General features: G+C 72.6%; 23 protein-coding genes. 15 read left to right on the forward strand and 8 right to left on the reverse strand.

The features are described 5' to 3' along the window. The first annotated feature begins 1 nt into the window (after nucleotide 1). The 7 genes from rimO (at nucleotide 2) to ACZ61C_RS23030 (ending at nucleotide 7,368) form a co-directional block, all read left to right on the forward strand. On the forward strand, nucleotides 2-1,438 hold the full coding sequence (rimO, locus tag ACZ61C_RS23000) for a 30S ribosomal protein S12 methylthiotransferase RimO (RefSeq protein ID WP_465309846.1): 1,437 nt from the start codon (nucleotides 2-4) through the stop codon (nucleotides 1,436-1,438). Beyond that, a complete protein-coding gene (gene pgsA, locus ACZ61C_RS23005; RefSeq protein WP_465309847.1) occupies nucleotides 1,435-2,082 on the forward strand; it encodes a CDP-diacylglycerol--glycerol-3-phosphate 3-phosphatidyltransferase in 648 nt (215 codons plus the stop codon). The genes rimO and pgsA overlap by 4 nt, the downstream gene beginning before the upstream one ends. Nucleotides 2,083-2,085: 3 nt before the next feature. Next, a complete protein-coding gene (locus ACZ61C_RS23010) occupies nucleotides 2,086-2,619 on the forward strand; it encodes a CinA family protein (RefSeq protein ID WP_465309848.1) in 534 nt (177 codons plus the stop codon). A 99-nt stretch (nucleotides 2,620-2,718) separates the two neighbouring features. Beyond that, the gene (locus ACZ61C_RS23015; protein WP_465309849.1) at nucleotides 2,719-3,186 is read left to right on the forward strand and encodes a helix-turn-helix domain-containing protein; all 468 of its coding nucleotides are present in this window, start codon (nucleotides 2,719-2,721) and stop codon (nucleotides 3,184-3,186) included. A gap of 473 nt (nucleotides 3,187-3,659) precedes the next feature. Further along, complete coding sequence (locus ACZ61C_RS23020; protein WP_465309850.1) at nucleotides 3,660-4,505, forward strand: PspA/IM30 family protein; 846 nt, start codon at nucleotides 3,660-3,662, stop codon at nucleotides 4,503-4,505. A gap of 31 nt (nucleotides 4,506-4,536) precedes the next feature. Next, nucleotides 4,537-5,523 (forward strand): phage shock envelope stress response protein PspM, encoded by a 987-nt coding sequence (gene pspM, locus ACZ61C_RS23025; protein WP_465309851.1) that lies wholly within the window; start codon nucleotides 4,537-4,539, stop codon nucleotides 5,521-5,523. Nucleotides 5,524-5,979: 456 nt separating this feature from the next. Continuing rightward, on the forward strand, nucleotides 5,980-7,368 hold the full coding sequence (locus tag ACZ61C_RS23030; protein WP_465309852.1) for an allophanate hydrolase-related protein: 1,389 nt from the start codon (nucleotides 5,980-5,982) through the stop codon (nucleotides 7,366-7,368). On the opposite strand, the gene ACZ61C_RS23035 is transcribed toward ACZ61C_RS23030, so the two are convergent. The 5 genes from ACZ61C_RS23035 to ACZ61C_RS23055 all read right to left on the reverse strand — a co-directional run bounded on the left by ACZ61C_RS23035 (nucleotide 7,340) and on the right by ACZ61C_RS23055 (nucleotide 12,281). Then, nucleotides 7,340-8,377: a quinone-dependent dihydroorotate dehydrogenase gene (locus tag ACZ61C_RS23035; protein ID WP_465309853.1), complete on the reverse strand. Its 1,038-nt coding sequence runs from the start codon at nucleotides 8,375-8,377 to the stop codon at nucleotides 7,340-7,342. The two genes, ACZ61C_RS23030 and ACZ61C_RS23035, sit on opposite strands and share 29 nt — an antisense overlap. Nucleotides 8,378-8,442: 65 nt before the next feature. Beyond that, complete coding sequence (locus tag ACZ61C_RS23040; RefSeq protein WP_465309854.1) at nucleotides 8,443-9,012, reverse strand: GNAT family N-acetyltransferase; 570 nt, start codon at nucleotides 9,010-9,012, stop codon at nucleotides 8,443-8,445. Between the two features lie 393 nt (nucleotides 9,013-9,405). Beyond that, entirely contained in the window at nucleotides 9,406-10,452 is a 1,047-nt protein-coding gene (gene add / locus ACZ61C_RS23045; RefSeq protein ID WP_465309855.1) for an adenosine deaminase, read from the reverse strand. Between the two features lie 122 nt (nucleotides 10,453-10,574). Beyond that, nucleotides 10,575-11,384: a DNA-formamidopyrimidine glycosylase family protein gene (locus tag ACZ61C_RS23050; RefSeq protein ID WP_465309856.1), complete on the reverse strand. Its 810-nt coding sequence runs from the start codon at nucleotides 11,382-11,384 to the stop codon at nucleotides 10,575-10,577. Nucleotides 11,385-11,387: 3 nt separating this feature from the next. Continuing rightward, nucleotides 11,388-12,281, reverse strand: a complete 894-nt coding sequence (locus ACZ61C_RS23055; protein ID WP_465309857.1) for a ParA family protein — start codon at nucleotides 12,279-12,281, stop codon at nucleotides 11,388-11,390. A gap of 106 nt (nucleotides 12,282-12,387) precedes the next feature. On the opposite strand from ACZ61C_RS23055, the gene ACZ61C_RS23060 reads away from it, so the two are divergent. The 3 genes from ACZ61C_RS23060 to ACZ61C_RS23070 all read left to right on the forward strand — a co-directional run bounded on the left by ACZ61C_RS23060 (nucleotide 12,388) and on the right by ACZ61C_RS23070 (nucleotide 15,029). Continuing rightward, on the forward strand, nucleotides 12,388-13,119 hold the full coding sequence (locus tag ACZ61C_RS23060; RefSeq protein ID WP_465309858.1) for a class I SAM-dependent methyltransferase: 732 nt from the start codon (nucleotides 12,388-12,390) through the stop codon (nucleotides 13,117-13,119). Nucleotides 13,120-13,214: 95 nt separating this feature from the next. After that, the gene (dinB, locus tag ACZ61C_RS23065) at nucleotides 13,215-14,429 is read left to right on the forward strand and encodes a DNA polymerase IV (protein ID WP_465310214.1); all 1,215 of its coding nucleotides are present in this window, start codon (nucleotides 13,215-13,217) and stop codon (nucleotides 14,427-14,429) included. A gap of 195 nt (nucleotides 14,430-14,624) precedes the next feature. Beyond that, a complete protein-coding gene (locus tag ACZ61C_RS23070; protein ID WP_465309859.1) occupies nucleotides 14,625-15,029 on the forward strand; it encodes a DUF3040 domain-containing protein in 405 nt (134 codons plus the stop codon). A gap of 404 nt (nucleotides 15,030-15,433) precedes the next feature. Here the strand turns inward: ACZ61C_RS23070 and ACZ61C_RS23075 are convergent, their stop codons facing one another. From ACZ61C_RS23075 to ACZ61C_RS23085, 3 genes are read right to left on the reverse strand one after another with little or no spacing between them, the layout of a single operon-like run. After that, a complete protein-coding gene (locus ACZ61C_RS23075; RefSeq protein ID WP_465309860.1) occupies nucleotides 15,434-17,992 on the reverse strand; it encodes a transglutaminase TgpA family protein in 2,559 nt (852 codons plus the stop codon). Continuing rightward, nucleotides 17,989-19,263, reverse strand: a complete 1,275-nt coding sequence (locus tag ACZ61C_RS23080; RefSeq protein WP_465309861.1) for a DUF58 domain-containing protein — start codon at nucleotides 19,261-19,263, stop codon at nucleotides 17,989-17,991. The genes ACZ61C_RS23075 and ACZ61C_RS23080 overlap by 4 nt, the downstream gene beginning before the upstream one ends. A 26-nt stretch (nucleotides 19,264-19,289) precedes the next feature. Further along, nucleotides 19,290-20,348, reverse strand: coding sequence for an AAA family ATPase (locus tag ACZ61C_RS23085; RefSeq protein ID WP_465309862.1), 1,059 nt, complete (start codon nucleotides 20,346-20,348; stop codon nucleotides 19,290-19,292). Nucleotides 20,349-20,653: 305 nt separating this feature from the next. Between ACZ61C_RS23085 and ACZ61C_RS23090 the strand changes: the two genes are divergently transcribed. The 5 genes from ACZ61C_RS23090 to mraZ all read left to right on the forward strand — a co-directional run bounded on the left by ACZ61C_RS23090 (nucleotide 20,654) and on the right by mraZ (nucleotide 23,791). Then, a complete protein-coding gene (locus ACZ61C_RS23090) occupies nucleotides 20,654-21,004 on the forward strand; it encodes a hypothetical protein (RefSeq protein WP_465309863.1) in 351 nt (116 codons plus the stop codon). Next, nucleotides 20,997-21,572 (forward strand): DUF3558 family protein, encoded by a 576-nt coding sequence (locus ACZ61C_RS23095; RefSeq protein ID WP_465309864.1) that lies wholly within the window; start codon nucleotides 20,997-20,999, stop codon nucleotides 21,570-21,572. The genes ACZ61C_RS23090 and ACZ61C_RS23095 overlap by 8 nt, the downstream gene beginning before the upstream one ends. A gap of 14 nt (nucleotides 21,573-21,586) precedes the next feature. Then, nucleotides 21,587-22,144 carry a PPE domain-containing protein gene (locus tag ACZ61C_RS23100; RefSeq protein WP_465309865.1) on the forward strand — a complete coding sequence of 186 codons (558 nt, stop codon included), beginning with the start codon at nucleotides 21,587-21,589 and terminating at the stop codon, nucleotides 22,142-22,144. Continuing rightward, nucleotides 22,141-22,860, forward strand: a complete 720-nt coding sequence (locus ACZ61C_RS23105) for an ESX secretion-associated protein EspG (RefSeq protein WP_465309866.1) — start codon at nucleotides 22,141-22,143, stop codon at nucleotides 22,858-22,860. Before ACZ61C_RS23100 ends, ACZ61C_RS23105 begins: the two co-directional genes overlap by 4 nt. 499 nt (nucleotides 22,861-23,359) lie before the next feature. After that, entirely contained in the window at nucleotides 23,360-23,791 is a 432-nt protein-coding gene (gene mraZ / locus ACZ61C_RS23110) for a division/cell wall cluster transcriptional repressor MraZ (RefSeq protein WP_329044731.1), read from the forward strand. Nucleotides 23,792-23,949 lie beyond the last annotated feature (158 nt).

Here is a 23,949-nt window from a genome sequence, read left to right on the forward strand (position 1 = left end):
CGTGCCTTCTCCCACCACGGATCCCAGTGCCACCCGACGCGTCTCCCTGCTGACCCTGGGCTGCGCCCGCAACGAGGTCGACTCGGAGGAGCTGGCGGGCCGGCTGGCGGCCGGCGGCTGGGAGCTGGCGGCCGATCCCGAGGACTCCGACGTCGTGGTGGTCAACACCTGCGGCTTCGTCGAGTCGGCCAAGAAGGACTCGGTCGACACGCTGCTGGCGGCCTCCGACACCGGCAAGAAGGTCGTCGCCGTCGGCTGCATGGCCGAGCGGTACGGCCACGAGCTGGCCGACAGCCTGCCCGAGGCGGACGCCGTCCTCGGTTTCGACCACTACGCCGCCCTCTCCGACCGCCTCGACGACGTCGTCGCCGGGCGCAAGGTCGAGTCGCACACGCCGGGCGACCGCCGCAAGCTGCTGCCGATCAGCCCGGTGCAGCGGCCCGCCGCGGCCGAGACCGTCGAGGTCCCCGGCCACGCCCAGCACGGCTGGGGCCCGCGGGTGCTGCGCACGCGCCTGGACGACTCGCCGGTGGCCGCGCTGAAGATCGCCTCCGGCTGCGACCGGCGCTGCTCGTTCTGCGCCATCCCGTCGTTCCGCGGCTCGTTCGTGTCCCGGCAGCCGGACGAGATCGTCGCCGAAGCGATGTGGCTGGCCGAGCACGGCGTCAAGGAGCTGTTCCTGGTCAGCGAGAACTCGACGTCCTACGGCAAGGACTTCGGCCGCGACGGCGCCACCGCGCTCGAGCGGCTGCTGCCGCGGCTGGCGGAGATCGACGGCATCGAGCGCGTCCGCGTCTCCTACCTGCAGCCGGCCGAGACGCGCCCGCAGCTGGTCAAGGCCATCGCGACCACGCCGGGCGTCGCCGAGTACTTCGACCTGTCGTTCCAGCACTCGAGCGAGCAGGTGCTGCGCCGGATGCGCCGGTTCGGCTCGACCGACTCCTTCCTCGCGCTGACCGAGCAGATCCGCGAGTACGCGCCCGAGGCCGGCATCCGCACCAACGTGATCGTCGGGTTCCCCGGCGAGACCGAGCACGACCTGAGCGAGCTGGAACGCTTCCTGACCGGCGCGCGCCTCGACGCGGTCGGCGTCTTCGGCTACTCCGACGAGGACGGCACCGAGGCCGAGACCTTCGACGGCAAGCTCGACCCCGAAGAGGTCGCCCGGCGCGTCACGCGGATCTCCGCGCTGGTCGAGGAGCTGACCGCGCAACGCGCCGAGGACCGCGTCGGCACCTTCGTCGACGTGCTCGTCGAGCTGGACGACGACGGCGAGCTCACCGGCCGCGCCGCGCACCAGGCCCCCGAGGTCGACGGCGAGTGCGTCATCCTCGACGCGCCGGAGAAGACCGAGGTGGGCGACTTCCTGCGGTGCGAAGTCGTCGACTCGGCGGGTGTCGACCTGGTCGTCCGCGCGGTGCCGGACGCCGACCGGTGAGTGCGCTCCCCAGCGACGCCGCCGACGAGGGCCTGAGCCCGGACGCCCCGGCGCCCGCCCAGGTCCCCGAGCCGACCCCGGTCCCGACCCTGAACATCGCGAACCTCCTGACGCTCTCGCGCCTGGTGCTGGTGCCGCTGTTCGTCGTCGCGCTGTTCACCGGCGACGGCGTCGACACGACCTGGCGCGCGATCGCCACCGGGCTGTTCGCCGTCGCCTCCGCCACCGACCAGCTCGACGGCTGGGTGGCCCGCAAGTACGGCCTGATCACCGACTTCGGCAAGATCGCCGACCCGATCGCGGACAAGGCGCTCACCGGCGCCGCGCTGGTCGGTCTGAGCATCCTCGGCATGCTCGGCTGGTGGGTCACGATCGTCATCGCCGTCCGCGAGATCGGCGTGACGCTGCTGCGGTTCTGGGTGATCCGCCACGGCGTGATCCCGGCCAGCCGCGGCGGCAAGGCCAAGACGATGGCCCAGATCGCCGCGATCACCGCCTACCTGCTGCCGCTGCCCGCCGGGGCCGACCCGGTCCGCTGGGCGCTGATGGGACTCGCGCTGGTGCTGACCGTCGTCACCGGCGTCGACTACCTCGTCCGGGCGCTGCGGCTGCGGGCGGCCGGCCGCCGGGTCACCGGGAGCTGAGCGGTGGCCGACGAGCAGGCCGCGGCGCTGGTCAAGGCCTTGGTCGCGCGCGGGGAGACGGTCGCCGCCGCCGAGTCACTGACCGCGGGGCTGGTCTGCGCCACCCTGGCCCAGGTGCCCGGGGCGAGCGCGGCGCTGCGCGGCGGCCTGGTGGTCTACGCCACCGAGCTGAAGACGCGACTGGCCGGGGTGGACCCCGAGCTGCTCGCCGAACACGGCGCCGTGCACCCCGAAGTGGCGGCCCAGCTCGCCGAGGGCGCCCGCGACCGCTGCGGCGCGACGTGGGGCCTCGGGCTCACCGGCGTGGCCGGGCCGTCGCCCCAGGACGGCGTCGGGCCGGGGACCGTGCACGTCGGTCTCTCGGGGCCGGGAACACGCACACCCCGTCTTTCGGGGGTTCGGGTGGCGGAGCCCCCGGCTCAAGGCGAAGCCTTGTTTGTCACAGTCCGTACGCTGGCCTTGAGCGGTGATCGCGACTTGATCAGGACCCGATCGGTCCAGGCGGCGTTTGCCCTGCTCGGGGAACATCTGGCGTGAACCGGGCGTTCGCCCTTGGCGTACGGGGACACCAACTCCTGCGCTCGGGGGGCCGCTCTGGGTAACGTAGGGGGTACTTGTACGGAAGGGAGGCGCGTGATGACCGTGCTGTTGCGTGAGGCGATCGGTGATCGGCTCCGTCATGCCCGCACCAACCAGCGTCGTACGCTGCGCGACATCTCCCGCGCCGCCAGGGTCAGCCTCGGCTACCTCTCGGAGGTGGAACGGGGCCAGAAGGAGGCGTCGAGCGAGCTGCTCGCGTCCATCTGCCAGGCTCTGGACCTTCCGCTCGGCGAACTGCTGCACAAGGTGGCGGCGGACGTTTCGGCCCTCGACAACGTCGAGGTCGCACCGGTCGACGAGCGGATCGTGGAGGGCGCGCCCCGGGAGAAGGTGCCCGAGCGCGGCGCCAAGGCCTCCGCGGCGGGCATCGAAGGCGGCCGCCTGATGTCGGAGCTGATCGGCAACGACCTCGCCGACCTGCGGGTGTCCCCGCCGCCGCGGATGAACACCACCCTGCGCACGACGATCGGCCAGCCGAAGCTGGCCTCGACGATCGCCGCGTAAGTCACGAATCGGACACGACGGACGGCCTCGGGCAGTGTGCCCGGGGCCGTTTCGCGTGGGTTCGGCTGATCCGGGGGCCGCTCTGGCGGCTTTCGGGAGGTCGAGGGCCGGGCGGGTGCTCGCCAAGTCGCCGTGGTGGCTTTTGGGAGGCCGCGCGGGTGCTGGTCGGGCCTCCCGGAGAGCCTGATTCGGCCGCCCGGCCTGGTCCGGGGCATCGCCTCGGCAGACCACGGCCCCTTTTCCGCAGGATTTCCGCGCCCCATCCCGGGCAACCCGTCCGGGGCCGGGCGCGTTACCTACCGGGGTGATCAGGGGCGAACCCTGAAATCCCCCGGGGTCGCCTGGAATGGACGTGGCCGACCTGACACGATGGAACCCGACGCCGGGGTCGGTGCGTTGCTAGTGCAGGGGAGTGACGCCCCACCCCGAGGACTACTCAAGGCCCGTGGGACGCAAGAAGGCAGGCGGAGGAGATGGCCAACCCGTTCGTGAAGTTCTGGAAGTACCTGATGGCGTCGTTCTCGTCGAAGATCGACGAGCACGCCGACCCCAAGGTGCAGATCCAGCAGGCCATCGAGGAGGCACAGCGCAACCACCAGGCGCTGACGCAGCAGGCCGCCTCCGTGATCGGCAACCAGCGCCAGCTGGAGATGAAGCTCAACCGGCAGCTCGGCGACGTCGAAAAGCTGCAGGCGTCCACCCGGCAGGCGCTCGTCCTCGCGGACGAGGCGCGCGCGAAGGGTGACGAGCAGAAGGCGACCGAGTTCGAGACCGCCGCGGAGAGCTTCGCGACGCAGCTCGTCACGGCCGAGCAGAACATCGAGGACCTCAAGACGCTGCACGACCAGTCGCTGCAGGCGGCGGCCCAGGCCAAGAAGGCCGTGGAGCGCAACTCGCAGATGCTGCAGCAGAAGCTGGCCGAGCGCACGAAGCTGCTCTCGCAGCTGGAGCAGGCGAAGATGCAGGAGCAGGTCTCCGCTTCGCTGAACCAGATGAGCCAGCTGGCCGCGCCGGGCAACACGCCGTCGCTGGAAGAGGTCCGCGACAAGATCGAGAAGCGCTACACCACGGCGCTGGGGCAGGCGGAGCTCGCCCAGAACTCGGTCCAGGGGCGCATGATGGAGGTCCAGGCCTCCACCACGCAGTTCGCCGGGCAGTCGCGGCTGGAGCAGATCCGCGCGTCCATGCGCGGTGACTCGGTCGCCCAGGTGACCGACGGCGGTGCGGCGGCGGCCGCGAAGCCGGCGAGCAGCTCGGCCGACATCCAGCGTGAGATCCAGGCGCGCGTGCAGGCGGAGCAGGGCAAGAACCCGGCCTGACCGCGGGCCACGGAGTTCGAAGGGGGCGAGCATGGGGCAGCAGGGCAGGCGACGCGACTTCAGCGAGTTCAGTGCGAAGCTGGAGAAGCACATCGAGAAGCTGCCCGACTACGCCGTGCGCGCCCAGGAGAAGCTCCAGAAGGTGCAGCGGTACTTCCCGCCGGCCGACCAGGCCGGCGGGAAGCCCGCCGCCCCGCCCCCGAACCCCCTGCGACGGCCGCCGGTGCGGCGGCCCGACGTGGCGACCTCGCTGACGTCGATGGCGAGCCAGGTGCCGGCGTTCGCCGAGGCACGGGCCAAGTGGGATCGCTGGAACCACCCCGCCGCGAAGCTCGAGCGCCGCAAGCGCCGGACATCGCGCGCGATGACGCTGTGGATCCTGCTGACGATCCTGTGCGGCGTGCTCACCGTGGCCGCCGGGCTGGGCTGGATGAGTGCCACCGGCGCCCCGATGATGCCGCAGGCGATCATGGCGTTCGCCGGGGCCGTCGTGTTCGGCACGTTCGGCGTCCGGTCCGGTTTCAAGCTGCGTGAACTGAAGCGCACCCCGATCCCGGCCGCGCCGGCCGGGCCACCGCCGTTGCCCGCGGCCGGATCCGCCGCGCGCGAGCCGATGGAACGGCTCGCCGAGTGCGAGGCCTCGCTGACGGAGCTGCTGCGTCAGCTCTCGGTGCCGTCTTCGGTCGGCACGGTGCCGGTGTCCGAAGTGTCCGTCGCGGACGCCCGGCAGACCGCCGTCGAAGCCGCCGCGGCCCTGCGCGGCCTGGCGGCCCGCATCCAGGCGATCGAACGCGGCCGCAACTCCGCGCCCGCCCGCGAACAGGCGGCCCTGGACGCGGCGGTCGGCAAGCTCCGCGAACAGCTCGACGACGGCCTCGAGGGCTACCGCGGCCTGGTCGCCGCGGCCGGCCACACGGTCGCCGCCTCCAGCGACGGCCTGGTCACGTCCAAACAGGCCCTCACCGACGCGACGGACCACCTGGCCGGCCTGGCCATGGCCCTGCGCGAACTCTCCTGACCCGAGCCGTCCACTCAGGCCCGTGATCCGGGCCGGAACTCACGTGATCAGACCCGTAACTCGCGTGATCAGAGCCGTAACTCGCGAGTTCCGGCTTCAGTCACGCGAGTTCCGGGCCCAGTCACGTGAGTTCCGGGCTCCATCACGCGGATTCGGGCGTTTTTGCGCCGTTCGGATTTGAAACTCGGCCGTTCGGGTGCAGGTATCCGGGTGTTCCGGGCCTTGGTCACCCGGCGTGCGTGATCGTGCGTTTCACCCCGGCGTCGCCCCCTGTTCACCTCTTGGTGCCGAAACACGGGCGTAATCGGAAACTGATGGCTACGGAAACGTGGGCGATCTAACGTTTCTGTCATGCATGCAGAGGTGTCACTCGCCGGGAGGCCCGCCGTGCTTTGAGGATCGCCGGCGCCGACCGTACACAGTGGACTTTCTCGACCGCCGAGGAAAGGACGCCCCGTGAACACGCTCCCGCCGGACCCGGATCCCGTCCCCGTCACCCCGCCCACCGCCTCCGAGCGCGTCATCGCGGCCTTCGATCGCATCAGCGCCGTCGGCCGCCCCGAACTCTGGTCCACCCTCCGCGCCGTCGAAGACGTCCTGGTCGACGCCAAGGCCGTCGACGAGCGGGTCAAGGCGGGGGAGGACCTGCCGCTGGCCGGCACCGTCTTCGCCGTGCCGGAGCTGATCGACGTCGCCGGGCAGCCCTCCGGCCGGACCGTGCCGGAAACCAGCGCCACGGTCGTCTCGCGGCTCACCGCCGCCGGCGCCGTGGTGCTCGGCAAGACCGGCGCCGCGCCCGTGGCCTCGGCCTGGGACCGGACCAAGGCCGGCGGCCGCGGGGCGGCGGTCGTCGTCGCGCTGGGCGTCGTCGACCTGGCGCTGAGCACGGCGGGCGCGGTCCCGGCCGCGCTGAACGCCGTCGTCGCGCTGAAACCGACCCGCGGCCTGCTGCCGATGACGGGCGTCCGGGCCGGTGAACCCCTGTCCGTGTACACGAAGGGCCTGGTCGCCGGCCGTCGCGCGCTCGCGCTGATGACCGGACCGGACGGCGTCTCCCCGGCGCGCACCTGGCCCGAAGACGTCCGTCTCGGCGCGGGGGAGCACCCGCGCATCGCGTACCCGCACGACCTGCCCCTGAGCCCCGCCGCGGCGATGGCGTTCGAGGGGGTCGTCCAGCGGCTCACGGCGGCCGGAGCCGTCCTCGAGCCGGTGTCGCTCGACGAGCACACCTTCGGCGACGCCCTCCTCCTGCCCACCATCGCGGACAGCCCCGGCTGCACGGCGTTCGCGAACCTCCTGGACGTCGCGGCGGTCACCGTCCCGGTCCAGCCGGGCGACACGCGCCCCTTCGGGGTCACCTTCCTGACGCGGGCGTTCGAGGACCAGATCGGCCTCGACCTCGCGACCGTCTGCACCGACGAACCCATGACGCCCTACCCGGAGCCCGGCGAGGACGTCGTGGTGTTCGGCGCCCACCTGCGCGGGCAGCCGCTCAACCCCGAGCTCACCGGCCTCGGCGCCCGCTTCACCGCGCCGGTCCGGACCACCGGGAGCTACCGGATGGTGCTGCTGGACACCGAACCGCCGCAGCCGGGCGTTCTGGACGCCGCCGAGGGCGCGACGCTCGACGGGGAACGCTGGCGGCTGTCGCCGGCCGCGTTCGACCGCTTCGCCGCCACGCTGAAGCCGCCGTTCGTCCTGGACCGCGTCGAGCTCGAGGACGGCTCCCGGCCGCTCGCGGTGCGGTGCGACCCGGGCGTGGAAGGGAAGGGTCTGGACCGCTACGAATCCTGGCGCGGTTACGTGCGCTTCACGTCTACCGCCGGGCCGCGAGACCCCGGCTGATCCGGCGCACCAGGCCCGGCCCGTGCAGCGCGAACCCCGTGTAGAGCTGCACGAGCGACGCTCCGGCGTTCACCAGCCGGACCGCGTCGTCCGGGCCCAGGATCCCGCCGACGCCGATGATCGGCAGGCTCCCGCCGGTGTGGTCGTGCACGAACCGCACGACCTGCGCCGCGCGGGTGGTCAGCGGCCGGCCGGACAGGCCTCCCCCCTGCCCGGCCAGGCTGCTCTCCGCGGGTGCGATGCCGTCGCGGGCGAGCGTGGTGTTCGTGGCGATGATCCCGGCGACGCCGTGTTCGAGCGCGACCTCCAGCAGCTCGGCGAGAGCGTCGTCGGTCAGGTCCGGGGCGACCTTCACCAGGATCGGCGTCGGGGTGCGCCCGCCGGCCAGCTCGGCGGACGTCGAACGCAGCTCGCCGAGCAGCTCGGCCAGCGCGGTGCGGTCCTGCAGCTGCCGCAGCCCCGGTGTGTTGGGGGAGCTGACGTTGACCGCGAAGTAGTCGGCGTACGGGTACAGCGCGCGCAGCGAGAACCGGTAGTCCTCGACGGCTTCTTCGAGCGGCGTGACCTTCGACTTGCCGATGCTGACCCCGAGCGGCACACCGGGTTTGCCGTCCCGGGCGAGCTTGGCGGCGAGGGCCTGGGCGCCGTTGTTGTTGAACCCCATGCGGTTGATCACCGCGTCACTGGCGGGGAGGCTGAACAGCCGGGGTTTCGGGTTGCCCGGCTGCGCGAGCCGCGTCACCGTGCCGACCTCGACAAAACCGAAGCCCAGCGCGGCCCACGCGGGCAGCGCGCGGCCGTTCTTGTCCATCCCGGCGGCGAGGCCGACGCGGTTGGGGAACCGCAGGCCGAGCACGGTCACCGGGTCGTCGACGCGGTAGACGCCGCCCAGGGCGGGCGCGACCTTGCCGAGCCGGGACAGGACGCCGATCGTGCGCTCGTGCACCAGCTCGGGATCGTGGTAGGACAGCCGGTACAGCGCCGGGCGGACGATCTTGTCGAAGAACACGCCCCCATGCTGCCAAACCGCCCGGGAGCCGCGACCGGAGCGTCACCCGGGCGTGAAGGCGCCCGCTATTCGGTGGCTTCGCGGGCCTTCCACTCGTCCTCGAGCATCGCGTAGACCAGCTCGTCGGTCCACTCGCCCTTGACGATCTCGTTCTCCCGCAGGTGCGCTTCCTCGCGCATCCCGAGCCGCTCCATGAGCGAGGCGGAGGCGGTGTTGCGGCCGTCGCACCGGCCGATCACGCGGTGCAGCCCCAAGTCCTCGAACGCGAGCCGCAGCAGCTCGGTCGTCGCTTCGGCGGCGAGGCCCTTGCCGTGGTGGTCGGGGTGGAAGACGAACCCGATCTCGCCCTGCCGGTGTTCGCTGCTGAGCCACTCGAGGTTCAGGTCGCCGATCAGCTGCCCGGTCGAAGCCAGCTCGACCGCGACCGCCAGGAACTGCCCTTCCTTCGTCAACGTCGAGCTGTGCACCCGCTTCGCGAGGGCCGCGGCCGATTCGGCGCGGCTGCGCGGGCCCCAGTACAGGTAGCGGGCGACGTCGGCACGGGACTGGAAGGAGTTCAGCGCGTCGAGGTCGTCGGGCGTGAACGGGCGCAGGAGCAGGCGAGCCGTGGTGATCGGGTAGTCGGGCCTGAGCATGCCATCAGGCTAGCGACGCGTGACCCATCCGGGGGATGGAACGGCGAAAAGCAATCGGCGAAACCGGAGGTTTGGTCGCCGGACGGTCGTCCGCCGCGGATGGGCGGTCTGACCTGCACAAATGAGCGCTTTGAAGGGGTGCCTCCAGGGTGCCTCTCGAGCGCCGTCAAACGCTCGAGCCCGGGCCGGACCGGTGCCCGGGAACCCTGGAGGCCCGGTGACTGCCTGGTATTCGCTCTCAGGCAAACACGTGAAGCAGGCGATGAGCCGAAGGTGGCTCGTGTTGTATCGCTGCTCAAAGTCCCATCACGTGCCATCCGCTAGCGGACAGTCACCTCACGAGTCCTGTTGGAATACAACTTAGGACCACCTCCTCTCTCGTGTACTTCCACGCTAGGCGAAGATCCCGCCGTCCGGCAACGTCATTTCGTTCATCTCACGCCGTAGCACGGCTTTCCGGGATTCGACCAGGAACGACGCGTCGACCGCGTGCTCGGCCAGCCGGACGAGCTCGGCCGCGGTGAGCCCCAGCGTTTCGGCGACGGCGACGTACTCGCCGGTCAGCGTGGCGCCGAACATCGGCGGGTCGTCGGTGTTGAGCGTGACGACGACGCCGTGGTCGAGCATCCGCCGCACGGGGTGCGCGGCGATCGAGGGCACCTGGCCCGTGCGCACGTTCGACGTCGGGCAGACTTCGAGCGGGATCCGGTGTGCCGCAAGGTGTTCCAGCAGGGCCGGGTCGCCGGCGCAGCTGGTGCCGTGGCCGATCCGCTCGGCGCCGAGGTCGTGCAGCGCGGACCAGATCGTGGCCGGGCCGGTGGTTTCGCCGGCGTGCGGGACGCTGTGCAGCCCGGCTTCCCGCGCCCGCGTGAAGAACGGCTCGAACTGCGCCCGCCCGACCCCGAGCTCCGGTCCGGCGAGCCCGAAGGACACCAGGCCTTCGGGGCGTTCGCGGAGCGCGAACACGAGGGTTTCCCGCCCGGCCTTCGTGCCCTTTTCGCCGGGAATGTCGAAACACCAGGCCAGGTCCACGCCCAGCTCGGCCGCGCGCGCCCGGCCGGTTTCCAGCCCACTCAGCAGCTCGTCGCCGGGCACGCCGTCGAGCAGGTGGTTGTACGGCGTCACGGTGACTTCGGCGTAGCGGCAGTTCTGCGCGGCGAGATCGGCGGCGAGGCCGGTCACGAGGGTGTGGATGTCGTGGCGGTCGCGCACCAGCGACGTGACCGCGAGGTAGACGGTGAGGAAGTGGGCGAAGTCGCGGAAGGTGAAGAACTCCGCGAGCTCGCGTTCCTCGGTGGGGACGCCGGCGGCCGGGCGCCGCCGGGCCAGTTCGAGGACGGTCGGCAGGCTCGCCGAGCCGACCAGGTGGACGTGCAGCTCGACCTTGGGCAGGGCGTGCGCGAAGGCGCGCAACGCCGGCTCGGTCAGGATTTCGGGCATGACGAAGCTCCCTGGATGGGCGAAAGGGTGACGGAGAGCGCGCGGACGGCTCAGGGAGCGAGGTCGCCGCGTTCGGTGTCGGTCCCGTAGAGCGGGAGCTTGAACATCGTCACGGGGTCAGCCTACTGCGGTGGGTACGGGCCTGTCTGGTCCTTCGGGCAGAACCACGTCGGCCGCCGCTGGACGTCGTGGCCCTGCTGGCGGACCTGGACCCGGCCGCCGCAGCGGAAGCAGCCGAACCGGGTGCGCTCGTACACCCAGTTCTTCCGGGTGCGGTTGACCTGACCGGTGGTGCTCTGGGCGAAGGTCCCGGCCCGGACGTTGGTCGTCAGCAGCTTGCGGGCCAGCGCGACGGCCTGCGCGGCGTCCACTTCGGACACCGGGGTCCACGGCGTGACCCCGAGCAGGAAGGCGATCTCGCACTTGTAGAGGTTGCCGACCCCGGCCAGCACGCGCTGGTCCAGCAGGGCCAGTCCCAGCTCGCGCGCCGGGTCGGCGGTCAGGTTCGAGACCGCGCGCTCGGCGTGCTCGTCCGTCCACTGTGGATCGAGCAGGTCCGGGCCGAGGTGCGCGACGAGGTCGTGTTCGTTCGGGGTGGCCACGAACTTGAGGTCGTGGACGCTGAACCCGATCACCTGGACGTCGGCCGCGGTCAGGATCACCCGGGCCTGGTGGGCCGGACGGTGCCACCGCCCGCCGCGGACGTTGACGTCCCACATGCCGTCCATCATCAGGTGCGAGTGCAGGCTCAGGTCGCCGGAGAAGCGGGTGAAGAGGTGCTTGCCGACCGTGCCGACGCCGAGCACTTCGCGTCCGGCGAGGTCCACTGTGGCCAGTTGCGGCACACGGAACTCCCCGCGCAGCAACGTCTTCCCGGCCAGGGCCTCGTCGACGCGTCGCGCGACGAGGTACACGGTGTCACCTTCGGGCACGGCTCACCCCGTGGTCTCGGACACCTCGGCGGGAGCCTCCGGGGTCTCCGGCGCCGGGCCTTCGGGCCAGTCCGGGCCCTCGGGCTCCGCGCCCTGGACGCGGTGGCGGCCCGCGCGGTTGGAGCGCAGGATCTTCGCCAGCACCATGTTGAACGTCAGCGCGATCTCCTGCGCGCCCGGGGAATGCCACTCGTGGATCGGGCTGCACGCGCCCTGGGCCTGCTGCACCGCCAGCCGGTCGGTGATCGCCGTCGGCATCACCAGCGAGCCGAAGTTCTCGCGCAGCTCGGCGATCCGGAACTGGTGTTCGTAGGAGCGCACCCGCAGCTTGTTCACCAGCACGCCGATCGGGCGCAGGTCCGGGTTGAGCTCCTTGCGGATCTTCTCGATCGCTTCCAGGGCCCGGTTCGCGCCGGCGACCGCGTAGATCGTCGGCTCGGTCACGATCAGCGCGCTGTCCGCGGCGACCAGCGCCGACTTCGTCAGCCGGCCCAGCGACGGCGGGCAGTCGAGGACGACCAGCTCGTACGGCGTTTCGCGCAGCGGCTCGCGGTGCAGCTCGTCCAGCGCGCGGGAGAAGTTCGCCAGCCGTTCGGGGTCGGCGTCCGGGTCGTTGAGCAACTCCAGCTCTTCGGCGCCGACCAGGACGTCGACGTCCTCGCTCCAGACACTCGGCGCGATCGCGCGCTCCAGGGTCTCCCGGGTGGGGGTCTCGAGCACGTCCGCGAGGGTGGCGTCGGTGTAGGGCGGGTCGAGCGAGGTGGTGGCGTTGCCCTGCGGGTCGAGGTCGACCACCAGCGTCCGCGTGCCCCTACGCAAGGCGGCGGACGCGATACCGAGAGCGACCGTCGTCTTGCCGACGCCTCCCTTGAGGCTGAGTACGGCGACCGTGTGCACGTTCACCAGCCTACGGGTGCGGGCGAGGGGCGCCGCCGGGCAAGGGGCGTTCACTCGAAGGGAGGAGCCCGGGAGGTGGCCGGGGGTGGGCACTACCCTGTGCGGCATGAAGACGGAGACCGTGGCCGCCCGGGGTTCGGGCGCCGTCCGCCGGGTGCTCGAGGCCGAATTGAAGGCCGCCCGCGCCCGGGGCGCCGAGCACCCCCTCGTCGTCGACGTGGGTGGCGGCAGCGGCGGCTGGGCGGTGCCGTTCGCGGCGGCGGGCTGCCGGGTGACCGTCGTGGAGCCGAGCCCGAACGCGCTGGCGACGTTGCAGCGCCGGGCCGAAGAAGAAGGCGTCGCCGAGCGGATCACGGTCGTCGCGGACGACTCCGACGCGCTCGGCCGGCACGTCGAGGCCGGCTCGGCCGACCTGGTGCTGGCGCATGGCCTGCTGGAGATCGTCGACGACCCGGCCGCGGTGCTCTCCGCGCTGGCGACGGCGGTCGCCCCCGGCGGCGCGGTGTCGGTGCTGGTCGCGAACCGCCACGCTTCGGTGCTCTACCGCGCTTTGTCCGGCCGGGTCGCCGAGGCGCGCCGGCTGCTCGAGAGCGCGGACGGGATCGTCCCGGGTGACACGGTGCTGCGCCGGTTCGACGCCGATGGCCTGCGCGCCCAGCTCGTGGCCGCGGGCTTGGACGTGACGCTGCTGCAGGGCGACCGGGTGATCTCGGACCTGGTCGGCGGCGACGTCCGCGAGGACGAGCTGACCGAGTTCGAGCGGGTGGCGGCTGGGGTGCCGGCGCTGCGGGACGTCGCGAGCCGGCTGCACGCGGTCGCGCGGCTCGCTCTTTCGTAGCGGTTTTCCGCCCTGGCGCTCGCGCTCGCCGAAACTGTCGGTGCCGGCCGGTAGCGTCCTGGTTCGTGGGGCGAAACGCTGAGCTGCCGGGCGGCATGGGCCGGTTCCGGGTCCGGCCGGGAGAACCGCCGCCGGACGACACCGGGTGCGGGATGCTGCACGTCGACATGGACGCGTTCTTCGTGTCGGTCGAGCTGCGCACCCGGCCCGAGCTGGCGGACAAGCCGGTCGTCGTGTCCGGCGGCGGGCCGCGCGCGGTCGTGGCCGCCGCGAACTACCCGGCGCGCAAGTTCGGCGTGCGCTCGGCGATGCCGTTCTCGACGGCGAAGCGGCTCTGCCCGCACCTGATCAACATCCCGCCGACCGCCGGGCTGTATGGCGAGGTCTCCCGCGGGGTGATGGGCATCTTCCGGGAGCTCACGCCGCTCGTCGAACCGCTGAGCCTGGACGAGGCCTTCCTGGACGTCGGCGGGGCCCTGCGCCGCCTCGGCGCGACCCCGGCGGGGCTGGCCGCGCGGATCCGGGCGCGGGTCGCGGCCGAACACGGGATCACCTGCTCGGTCGGGATCGCGAAGGTCAAGTTCGTCGCGAAGCTCGCTTCGGGCATGGCGAAGCCGGACGGCATGGTCGTCGTGCCGGCGGCGGAGACCCTGGCTTTCCTGCACCCGCTGCCGGTGTCGGCGCTGTGGGGCGTCGGCGCGAAGACCGAGGAGCACCTGCGGCGGCTGGGCCTGGACACGATCGCCGACGTCGCCACGTTCCCGCCGGAGCGGCTGAAGAAGTCGCTGGGCGCCGCCGTCGGCGAGCACCTGCACCGGCTCGCGCACGGCGTCGACGAGCGGTCGGTGGTCGTCGACTCGCCGGACAAGTCGATCGGCGCCGAGCACACCTTCGACGTCGACCGGCACGACCGGGCCGAGCTGGGCCTGGAGCTGCTGCGGCTGGCCGAGCGTGTCGGCGCCACGCTGCGGTCCCGGGGCGTGCGCGGCCGGACCGTCTCGATCAAGGTGCGGTTCGCGGACTTCCGGACGATCACCCGGGCCCGCACGCTCGTCTCGGCCACCGACGTCGCCCGGCAGATCCACGCCGTGGCCGTGGCGTTGCTCACCGAGCACGCGCCGACCGGGGCCGTCCGGCTGATCGGCGTCCGGGTCGAGGGCCTCGACACCGGGGAGGCGGGGGAGCAGCTGGTGTTCGACTCGCCGGCGCCGCGCTGGCGGGATGCCGAGGTCGCGGCGGACGTCGCGCGGTCGAAGTTCGGGTCCGCGGCCGTGCGGCCGGCGTCGTTGCTGGCGCCGCGGGAGCCCTGAACGGGTGGTGGTGACCGTCCGCAACCCCGCGCGGGAGGGAATTAGCCCAATTCGATCCCTACTGGATGCGGGATCGGGTAGTCGTCCGGGCGCGGGCCTCGTATCCTGGACAGTGCCACCCCGCCTGGGGTTGGCTGTTGGGTCCAGGACGTTGCGCGGCCCGGCGCCCGCGACAGCTGTGCCGGAGGAGGAAAGATGCCACTCTCCGAGCATGAGCAGCGGCTGCTCGATCAGATCGAGCGCGAGCTCTATGCCGAGGACCCCAAGTTCGCATCCACGGTGCGTGGCACCCGGTTGCGTCGCCCCGCTCGCCGACGGCGTATCCAGGGCATCGCCCTGTTCGTAGTGGGCGTGGCCCTGCTGGTGCTGGGCGTGGTGGTGCCGCAGTTCCGGGTGGCCGACATCCCGCTGATCAGCGTGCTCGGGTTCCTCGTGATGTTCTTCGGGGTCATGTTGGCCGTCACATCGATCCGGCACGGCGCCGAATCGGACGGCAAGGGCGGTGGATCGGGCCCGCGCGGCGGCAAGCAGCCCGGCCGCCGCAGCTCCTTCACCCAGCGGATGGAGGAGCGCTTCCGCCAGCGCTTCGAAGAGCAGTAGCGCCCGCAAGACCACAAGATCCGCGTCCCGCCGCCCCGGTGGGACGCGGATCTCTTTGTGTGCTCAAAAGCCCTGGCGAAGGTTTGAGACCCCCCGGTGACAGCGGGTGACGCCCACCCGGGTGACCCACGCCCCGGCCCCTGTGCCGCCCAAGGCATCACCCGTGATCAGAGAGGCATCACGCGTGACTGAAGAGGCATCACCCGTGATTGAAGGGGCATCACCCGTGATCGAAGGGTCGACACGACCCCGACCAGCCCCTCCGCCGCCGTGTCGACCCTCTGATCACGGGTGATGCCCGGCTGATCACGGTGATGCCTGCTCAGACACGGGTGATGCCCGGCTGATCACGGGTGATGCCTGCTGGATCACGGGTGATGCCTGGTTCGGCACACCCGGCGGGGTCAGTCGGTGCGGTTGCGGAAGATCGAACGGGGGAAGAGGCGGCCCTTCCACGAGAGCGGCGCGTTGCGGCGCAGGCTTCGCCGCACCTCCTCGAACGCCGGGGGCAGCTCCGGCTGGGCCGTCTCGTCCTCGCCGTACCAGGAGCGCTCCAGCACGCCGATGACCGTGCGCAGGCCTTCGCGCCCTTCGTCGTCGAGGTGGTGCTTCGCCGCCAGCTTCTGGCCCGCCACCCGGACCGTGTCGCTTGTCGGGATCGGCAGGCCGCGGTCCGCGCACTCCGCGCTCAGCTCCGCCCAGGCCGCGTCCGCCGCGCCCGGCTGGTGCCGTTCGATCTTCTGGATCCGCCGGCGCCGGACGAACTCGCGGCCCGAGGCCGGGCCGGTCACCCCCACCAGCAGGACGACCACGATCACGCCGAGCCACCAGGCCACGCTCGCCGCGAGGAACCCGACGGCGACGATCCAGAGGCCGACCGCCAGCAGCGGCAGCCAGTTGGCCAGGGTCTGGAGCGCGGACGGCGGCGCGGCCACCGGCGCCGGGGCCCGGACCAGCAGGTCGCCTTCGCTGCGGGTCCCGGGTGGGACGCCGTCCGGCTGGGGCGGCGCGTGCGGACGTGTCTGCCGGACCCGCCGGCGCAGGACCGCCCCGACGATCAGCGCGGCCGCGCCCAGTGCGGCGAAGACGCCCACCACGGTCATCAGCCAGTCGTCGTTGCCGGTGGCTGCCTTCGTGTCCTGCTGCGCCTGGTTCTGCTCGGTGTCGCGCGGCGCGCCCGTCGCCGGGGCGCTCGTCCGGACCGTGCTCGGGGCGACCTGGGTGTCGTCCGGGGTCTGGCCGCCCTGGGTGCCGGCCTGCAGGTACGGCGGGGTGATGCCACGGCCGTCGGACAGCGGGGTCGGGTCGAACGTCACCCAGCCCTTGTCGCCGAAGTACACCTCGACCCACGCGTGCGCGTCCTGCGTGCTGATCGACTGGTAGTCGTTGACCGCGACGCCGGGGGTGAAGCCGATCGCCACCCGCGACGGGATGCCCGCCACCCGCAGCATGACCGCCATCGCCGACGCGAACTGCTCGCAGAAGCCGCGTTTGCCGTTGAGGATGAAGTCGGCGAGCGCGTCGGAGTCGTTCGCCGGCGCGGTCTTCGTGTCGTAGACGAACCCGTTCTGCGCGGTGAAGTACCGCCAGATCGCCGATGCCCGGTCGAAGTCGTTGCCCGCGCCCTCGACCAGCTGCTGCGTCTTCGCGCGGACGCGGTCGTCGACGCGGTCGATCTGCGTGTAGCGCGGCGGCAGGTCCTCGACGCGCGGGGTCACCCGCAGCTCCGCGGCCGTCGGCTCCTTCAGCGACGCGTATTCGGTGTAGGCCGGCGGCGCCTCGCTGCGCGTGGTGAACACCGTGCCGCTGACCTGGTCGTAGAGGTACCCGTTGCCGGTGCCGTCGATCATCCGCGGCGCGCCGTAGACCGGCAGCCAGTTGTCCCGCCAGCTGGTCGGCTCGACGTCGATCCGGCGGGCGGCGCCGCTGCCGTCGTCACCGGGCGCGGGCGGCAGCTGCGGCCCGACCGGGACGCCCTGCTGCGAACGGCCTTCGTCGTGCAGGCCCCAGCCCTTGTTGGGGTAGAAGGTGTCCAGCGTCATCGCGCGTAGCAGCCGCCGGTCGGTGCCGAGGCCGCGGACCTTGAACAGCTCGCGGTTGGCCCCCTGGTCGAGCATGCCGCGCAGCTCGGTGAACGGCTGGATGCCGAATCCGCCGGAGCCCGCGCCGGGGCCGTCGCCGCTCTGCCCGAACGGGATCCGCCCGACCGTGCCGACCCAGGTGATCGCCCCGCCGAACAGGCCGAGCACGATCGCCGCGGCGACCACCGCGACGGGCGCGGACAGCACGCCCGGCTTGCCGCTGCGCCCGGGCGCCTCACGGGTGCGCCAGCGCTGGTGCCGGTGGTTGCCGTCGACGGCGAGCAGGCCGGCGAAGGCCGCCCCGCCGAACAGGAACGTCCACCACGGCAGCATTTCCTCGGAAAGCGCGGCCGGCACGGCGTAGACGCAGAGCAGCACGAGCCCGGTCGCGGCCGGGGCCGCGGCGGCCACCGTGAGCGTGTCGACCAGGACGGCGACCAGGCCGATCAGGATCGTCACCAGGCAGAGGATCGGCTGGGTGCCCTCGACCGGCGGCAGCCCGACGCGGATCTGGTCGGCGGCGGCCGAGAGCGTGTTCCCGATCTCGCCGAACGCGTCCGGGCCGGGGATGATCTGCAGGATCCCGTGCGTGGTGAACGCGCCGGTGATCAGGAAGAGCAGCACGAGCAGCTGGCCGAGGCCGACCAGCACGGTCGGCACCTGCAGCGAGCGCAGCGCCAGGCCGGTCGCGGCGATCAGCAGGACCGCGACGAACAGGTAGCCGAACCAGGCCAGGCCGGTCACGACGCTCGAGACCGACGTCGCCGCGCAGAGCGTCGCCACCCCGGCGGCCGCCGGGGCGAGGACGCTGCTGCGCCAGGTCGCGAGCGAGCGCCGCGGGGCGGGCCGGTCGAACTTGCGCGGCGGGGCGGCGGTGCTCATCGCGGACCGCCGATCAGCGTGCCGCGCCGCGCGCCGCTGCGGCACAGCTCGGCCCACACCTGCGGCATCGGCGAGCCGGGCCCGGCGATCACCACGCCCCAGCCGGCCGCGCGCAGCAGCGCGGCGGAGTCTTCGGTGGCGGCGGCCCGCTGCTCGGGCGCGCTCACCCCCGCCGACCACGTGGGCGTGTCGAGCAGGACGGCGAGGCTGCGGATGCCGCGCGGGCGGAACTGGGTCAGCTCGTGCACGGCCTCGGTGCTCACGGTGCCGAGCACGGCGACCAGCTCCTGGCCCTCGGCCGGGTCCCGGGCCAGCGTGATGTCCCGCTGGTGCGCGGGCTGCAGCGCGGCCAGCGCGTCGAGCACGACGTTGTCGTAGTGGTCACCGCCGTCGCCGGGGGTGTCGGCGAGCGTGACGCCGTGCTCGCTGACCAGCCGGACGCGGTGCCCGGACCGGCGCAGGTGCAGCCCGGCCGACGCGGCGAAGGACACCGCCCACTCCAGGCTGGCGGCCGGGCCGGAGCCGTGGTGCGCGGCGGCGCGGTGGTCGAGCAGCACGGTGGTGCCGCCGCGCCACGGCCGTTCCTCGACGCGCACCATGATCTCGTCGCGGCGGGCGGTCGAGCGCCAGTGCACCTTCCGCAGGTCGTCGCCCTGCCGGTACTGCCGGACGATCACGTCGGCCTCGCCCTGCCCGGCGTGCAGCCGGACGGTGCCGTCGTCGCCGACGCCGATCCCGGCGCCGCTCGGCAGCCCGAACAGCGGGACCACCCGGGGCACGACCACCAGCCGGGAGTGCCCGATCAGCTCCCGCTCGAACTCGCACAGCCCGAACGGGTCGGTGATGGTCGCGCGCAGCGGCCCGACCTGCTGGATCCCGCGCAGCACCGGCTGCAGCGGGTAGCGCAGGGCGACCCGCCGGTCGTGGGGGAGGCGCTCGACGACGAACCGCGGCCGCGAGCCCAGCGCGTACGGCACGCCGTCCTCGAGGAGGATCTCGCCGGCCGGCAGCCGGCCGCTGCGCCACAGCTCCAGCTGCACCTCGCCGTTGCCGCCCACCGCCACCCGCTGGGGCCGCAGCGCGCGCGTGGCGCCGATGCGCAGCCGGGTCGCCGAAAGGAACACGGCCACCAGCAGCGGCAGCGCCACCACGAACAACGCCACCCGCAGCAGGTCGCGTTCGTTGAGCACGAACGAGCACACCGCGGCCGCGATCCCCGCGGCCAGGAGGCAGCGGCCGCGGGTGGTCAGGCCGGACAGGGCACGCAGCATGCCGTTCTCTTCCCCTTCGCCGGCGACTAGGGCCGGGAGCCCTGCGGCACCGGCACCCGGTGCAGCACCGCGCGCACGACGTCGGTCGCCGACCGGCGCGCCGCGTGGGCCTCGGTGGTGAGCATCAGGCGGTGCGCCAGCACCGGGACCGCGACGGTGTGCAGGTCGTCCGGGACGACGTAGTCGCGGCCCGAGAGCGCCGCCTGCGCGCGCGCCGCGCGGACCAGGTGCAGCGTCGCCCGCGGCGACGCGCCGAGCCGGATCTCCGGGAGCTGCCGCGTCGCCGCGACCAGGTCGACGGCGTAGCGGCGGACCTCGGGGGCCAGGTGCACCCCGCGGACGGTCTCGATCAGGCGGTGCACGGTCCCGCCGTCGGACACCGGCTGCAGGTCCTCGATCGGGTTGTGCCCGGCGTGCTCGTCGACCATGGCCAGCTCGGCCTGCTGGTCGGGGTAGCCGATGGAGACCCGCGCCGTGAAGCGGTCGCGCTGGGCTTCGGGCAGCGCGTACGTGCCCTCCATCTCGATCGGGTTCTGCGTGGCGATCACCATGAACGGCTCTTCGAGCCGGTAGGTCGAGGTGTCGACGGTGACCTGGTGCTCTTCCATGCACTCGAGCAGCGCCGACTGCGTCTTCGGCGACGCGCGGTTGATCTCGTCGCCCACCACGATGTTCGCGAACACCGGGCCGGGGCGGAAGTCGAAGTCGCCGGACTGGCGGTTGTAGATGGAGACGCCGGTGACGTCGCTCGGCAACAGGTCCGGGGTGAACTGGATGCGGCTGACCGTGCAGTCGATCGACCGGGCGAGCGCCTTGGCCAGCGACGTCTTCCCGACGCCGGGCACGTCCTCGACCAGGAGGTGGCCTTCGGCGAGCAGCGTGACCAGCGCGATCCGGATGACGTCGGGCTTGCCGACCAGCACCCGCTCGACGTTCGCGGCGATCCGCCGCGCGGTCTCGTGCAGCTCGTCCAGCGACACTCTGGCCGGGCGGTGCCCGTTGACCGAGGCCTCCGCCGGGTAAGGCGGTCGCTCGGATGCCTGCTCGCCCGATCCGGGCGCCGCAGACTGGATTCTCGACGTCACTCGACCTCCTGGTGGCGCGTGGCCGCGCGCACTGTGCGCACCGCCGGGCCCGAACGGCCCCCTCGCTGCTTGTCGCGCGCAGCGACAGCCTTCCATCCAGTGTGTCAAACCCGGGCGAACCTGGGGCCGGAACCCCGCGAAGCCCAGGGCCGCACACCCGGCACGTCGGTCGATGACACTGCGCAAGCAGGGACGATACCCCGATCGGGTGTGTTGTCGCCTGATTCTGGGCGCTCCCGATCACGCCCCGCTCTGTCGTATGCTGCGGTTCGAGGTCGCTCAGCTACGGAGAGGCGTAACCGCTCATGAGCGAGGTGCAGACGCAGCCCCCGTTCGACGTCCGCGGGTTCGCGGTCGCGCCGGAGCTGGCGACCGACGCGTACGCGAAGCTGGGTCAGCTGCAGGACGTCGTCGGCGAGATGGTCCGCGAAGCCAAGGTGCTCGGCCGGACCGTGCCGCTCGGCGGCGGGTACGCGGGGGAGATCGGCAAGTTCATGGCCGAGTACGGCATCGGCGGGCGGGGCTCGGCCGTGCAGCAGCTGACCGCGTTCGGCAAGGAGCTGGAAACGCTGAAGCGCCGGATCGGCCAGGCGCTGGCGAAGTACCAGCACGCCGACGAGACCGCCGCGGACGGGGTGGACTGCACGGGTGGCTGACCGGACACGCGGGACGGAAGCGGGCCGGTCGCCCGCGCGGCTCCTCTTCTTTTGCCTGCTCTTCGCGCTCGCCGCGTGCGGGCAGCAGCCCGCGCGGCCGGCCGCCGCCGGGCACACCTCGGCGCAGGCCACCGCCACCGCGGCCGAGCCGCCCGTCGCCGCGTGGACCGGGCTCGCCGCGATCGACCCCTGCACGCTGCTCGGCCCGCAGGACCGGTCGTCGGCCGGGGTGAGCGTGCTCGGCAAGCCCAAGAACATCGCGGGCTACCGCGCGTGCGACTGGACCGTGCCCGGCACCTTCGGCGTCACGGTGACCCTCAGCGACACCGACGGCCTGGCCGACCTCGAGGTCGCGAAGAAGACGGCCACCAGGACGAAGGTGGGCGCGCACCCGGCGCTGCAGGTGGCGGACAAGAAGGTCGCCGACGGCACCTGCGCGGTGCTGCTCGGGGTGGGCGACACGGCCAGCGTCCAGATCGACGTCAGCAACACCGGCTTCTCGGACACCCCGCTCGCCTGCCGCCGCGCGGGCACGGTGGCCGGGCTGGTCGAACCGAAGCTGCCCTGACCAGGAGGTGCGCCGTGTCCGAACCCCCGTTGCCGACCGCGCGGTACGAGTCCTACAGCCACGAGGCGATGGCCGCCGAGGTCGAGCGGGACAACGACCCGGTCGCCGCGGGCGAGGCGGGCGCGCGCTGGGACAGGCTGGCGAAACGGCTGCACGAGTCGACCGCCGACCTCGCCGCGCTGGTCGCCTCCTCCCAGGAGAACTGGCAGGGCGCCGGCGGAGACGCGGCGCGCGCCTCGCTCGACCGCGCCGCGCGGTGGCTGTCCCACTCGGCCGCCGTCTCGGCGTCGGTGGGCGGCTCGATCGGCGCGCAGGCGGACGCGGCCGCGCGGGCCCGCGCCGACATGCCCCCGCCGGTGACCTACGACCCGGCGTCGATGATCCGCGAGGCCGCGTCCTCCGGGAACGTGCTCGTCCTGGCCGGGCTGGCCGGCGAGATGGCGGCCCGCCGCGCCGAGGCCGAGGCCGCGCGCCAGAAGGCGATCGACGTCATGCACACCCGGGACGCTGCGCTGCGCGGGCACGTCCCGGCCTCGGCGTTCGAGGACCCGCCGACGCTGGGGCCGGCTTGATCCGCGTCTCCGCGTCGGCGTTCGACATCCTCTGGACCGACCTCGGCCACGACCGCCCGCCGGAGCCGCTCGGCGTCCGCAGCGTCGGCGGCACCGAAGAGGAGCGCGCCGAGGTGCGGAAGGCCGTGTACGAGAACCTGGCCGAGCGCGGCCTGTACGACGGTTCGGTGCTGGAGCCCGCGCTGGCCGCGCGCCTGGAGCTCCTGGCGAACGGCGAGGTGTTCGTGGCGTGCGAGGCGTTGGCGGACATGACGGCGTCCACGCCGTTCCGGGCGGTGACGGCGGCCCGTGGCCGGCACGGTGTCCTGGCGACCCAGCCGGAGCAGACGATCGCCCTGGCGTCGATCACTCCGGGCGAGGTGTGCTCGGCTCTGGTTGACGTGCTGCCGGAGCTGACCGCGGGGCCGGGGTATGGGATCAGCCTGGCGGCTTCGGCGCTGTCGGAGGGCTCGGCGTCGTCTTCGGTTCAGCTTCAGGAGGCGCTGGCGATCCAGGCGCGGCCGGTTTACGCGGCGGGGCAGTTCAGCGTGAGCCGGCGTTCGCCGTCGGGGCGGGTCGAGCGGGTCGGCGGGCTGACGTGGTTCGACACCGACGTCGGCGCGTACTGCGCGACGAAGACTCCGGCCCGGGGTGGGCAGGAGTGGGTGAACGTGAGCCCGGTGGACAGCGCCCGGCTCTCGGCGCGCATCGCCGCCCTCCTCGCCCCCGAGAGCTGAGCGCCCTGGGGCATCACGCGTGTCCGGATAGGCATCACGCGTGTCTGGAAGGGCATCACGCGTGTCTGGAGGGGCATCGAGGGTGATGCCCGCTGGATCACGGGTGATGCCCGCTGGATCACGGCCGGGTCCGCAATCGACCCCACCGGGGTCCCCACCGACCCCCACCGATGTCCCCACTCGACCCCACTCGGGTCCCCACCGGGCCCCACTCGAGGCGTGCCGAGGGTTTTCGCGGCCGTTATGCGGACGCATAGCCTACAGCTGAGGTTGCTCCGGCCCCCGGCAAGGGGGATCTTGCGCACCGTGCCCCACCGCACCCCCCACCGGCCCCCACGCTGCTGACCTGCGCAAACAAAGCACACGACGGAGTGAGGCGCCGGTTTCACGCGTTGACTGTGGTGAAAAGTGGGGTACGGTGGTGGCCAGTGGGGCGGAAGGGAAGCCCCGTAGCCGTTCAAGGTAGTTCGCTGCCGCGGGCGGTAGGGAGGTGGAGGCCGTGTTCCTCGGCACCCACACCCCGAAGCTGGACGACAAGGGGCGGCTCGCGCTGCCCGCGAAGTTCCGCGACGCCTTGGCCGGCGGGCTGATGCTCACCAAGGGGCAGGACCACTGCCTCTTCGTCTTCCCCAGGGCCGAGTTCGAGCAGATGGCGCGCAAGGTCGCCGACGCCCCGTTCACGAACGAGGCGGTCCGGGCCTACCAGCGTTACCTGTTCGCCGGGACGGACGAACAACGTCCGGACGGGCAGGGGCGCATCAGCATCGCGCCCGAGCTCCGCCGCTACGCGGGGCTCAGCAAGGAGTGCGTGGTGATCGGGGCGATCACCAGGCTGGAGATCTGGGACGCCCAAGCGTGGCAGGGCTACCTGGAAGAGCACGAGGACAGCTACGCGAAGGCTCGAGAGGAAGTACTGCCGGGCGTCTTCTAGGCGCGTGGTCGCGGTGCACCTTCGTCGTCGGGGGACGAAGAGGTTCGCCGTCCGCGCGGTGAGGGGAAGCCCACCCGGATGCCGTGAGGCCTCTGTCCGCTCAATGGCCCTGGTGCACCTTCCCCGGTACCAGGTCAGCAGCGGGCGGACAGGGACCT

The organism is Amycolatopsis sp. NPDC104587, assembly GCF_055583645.1.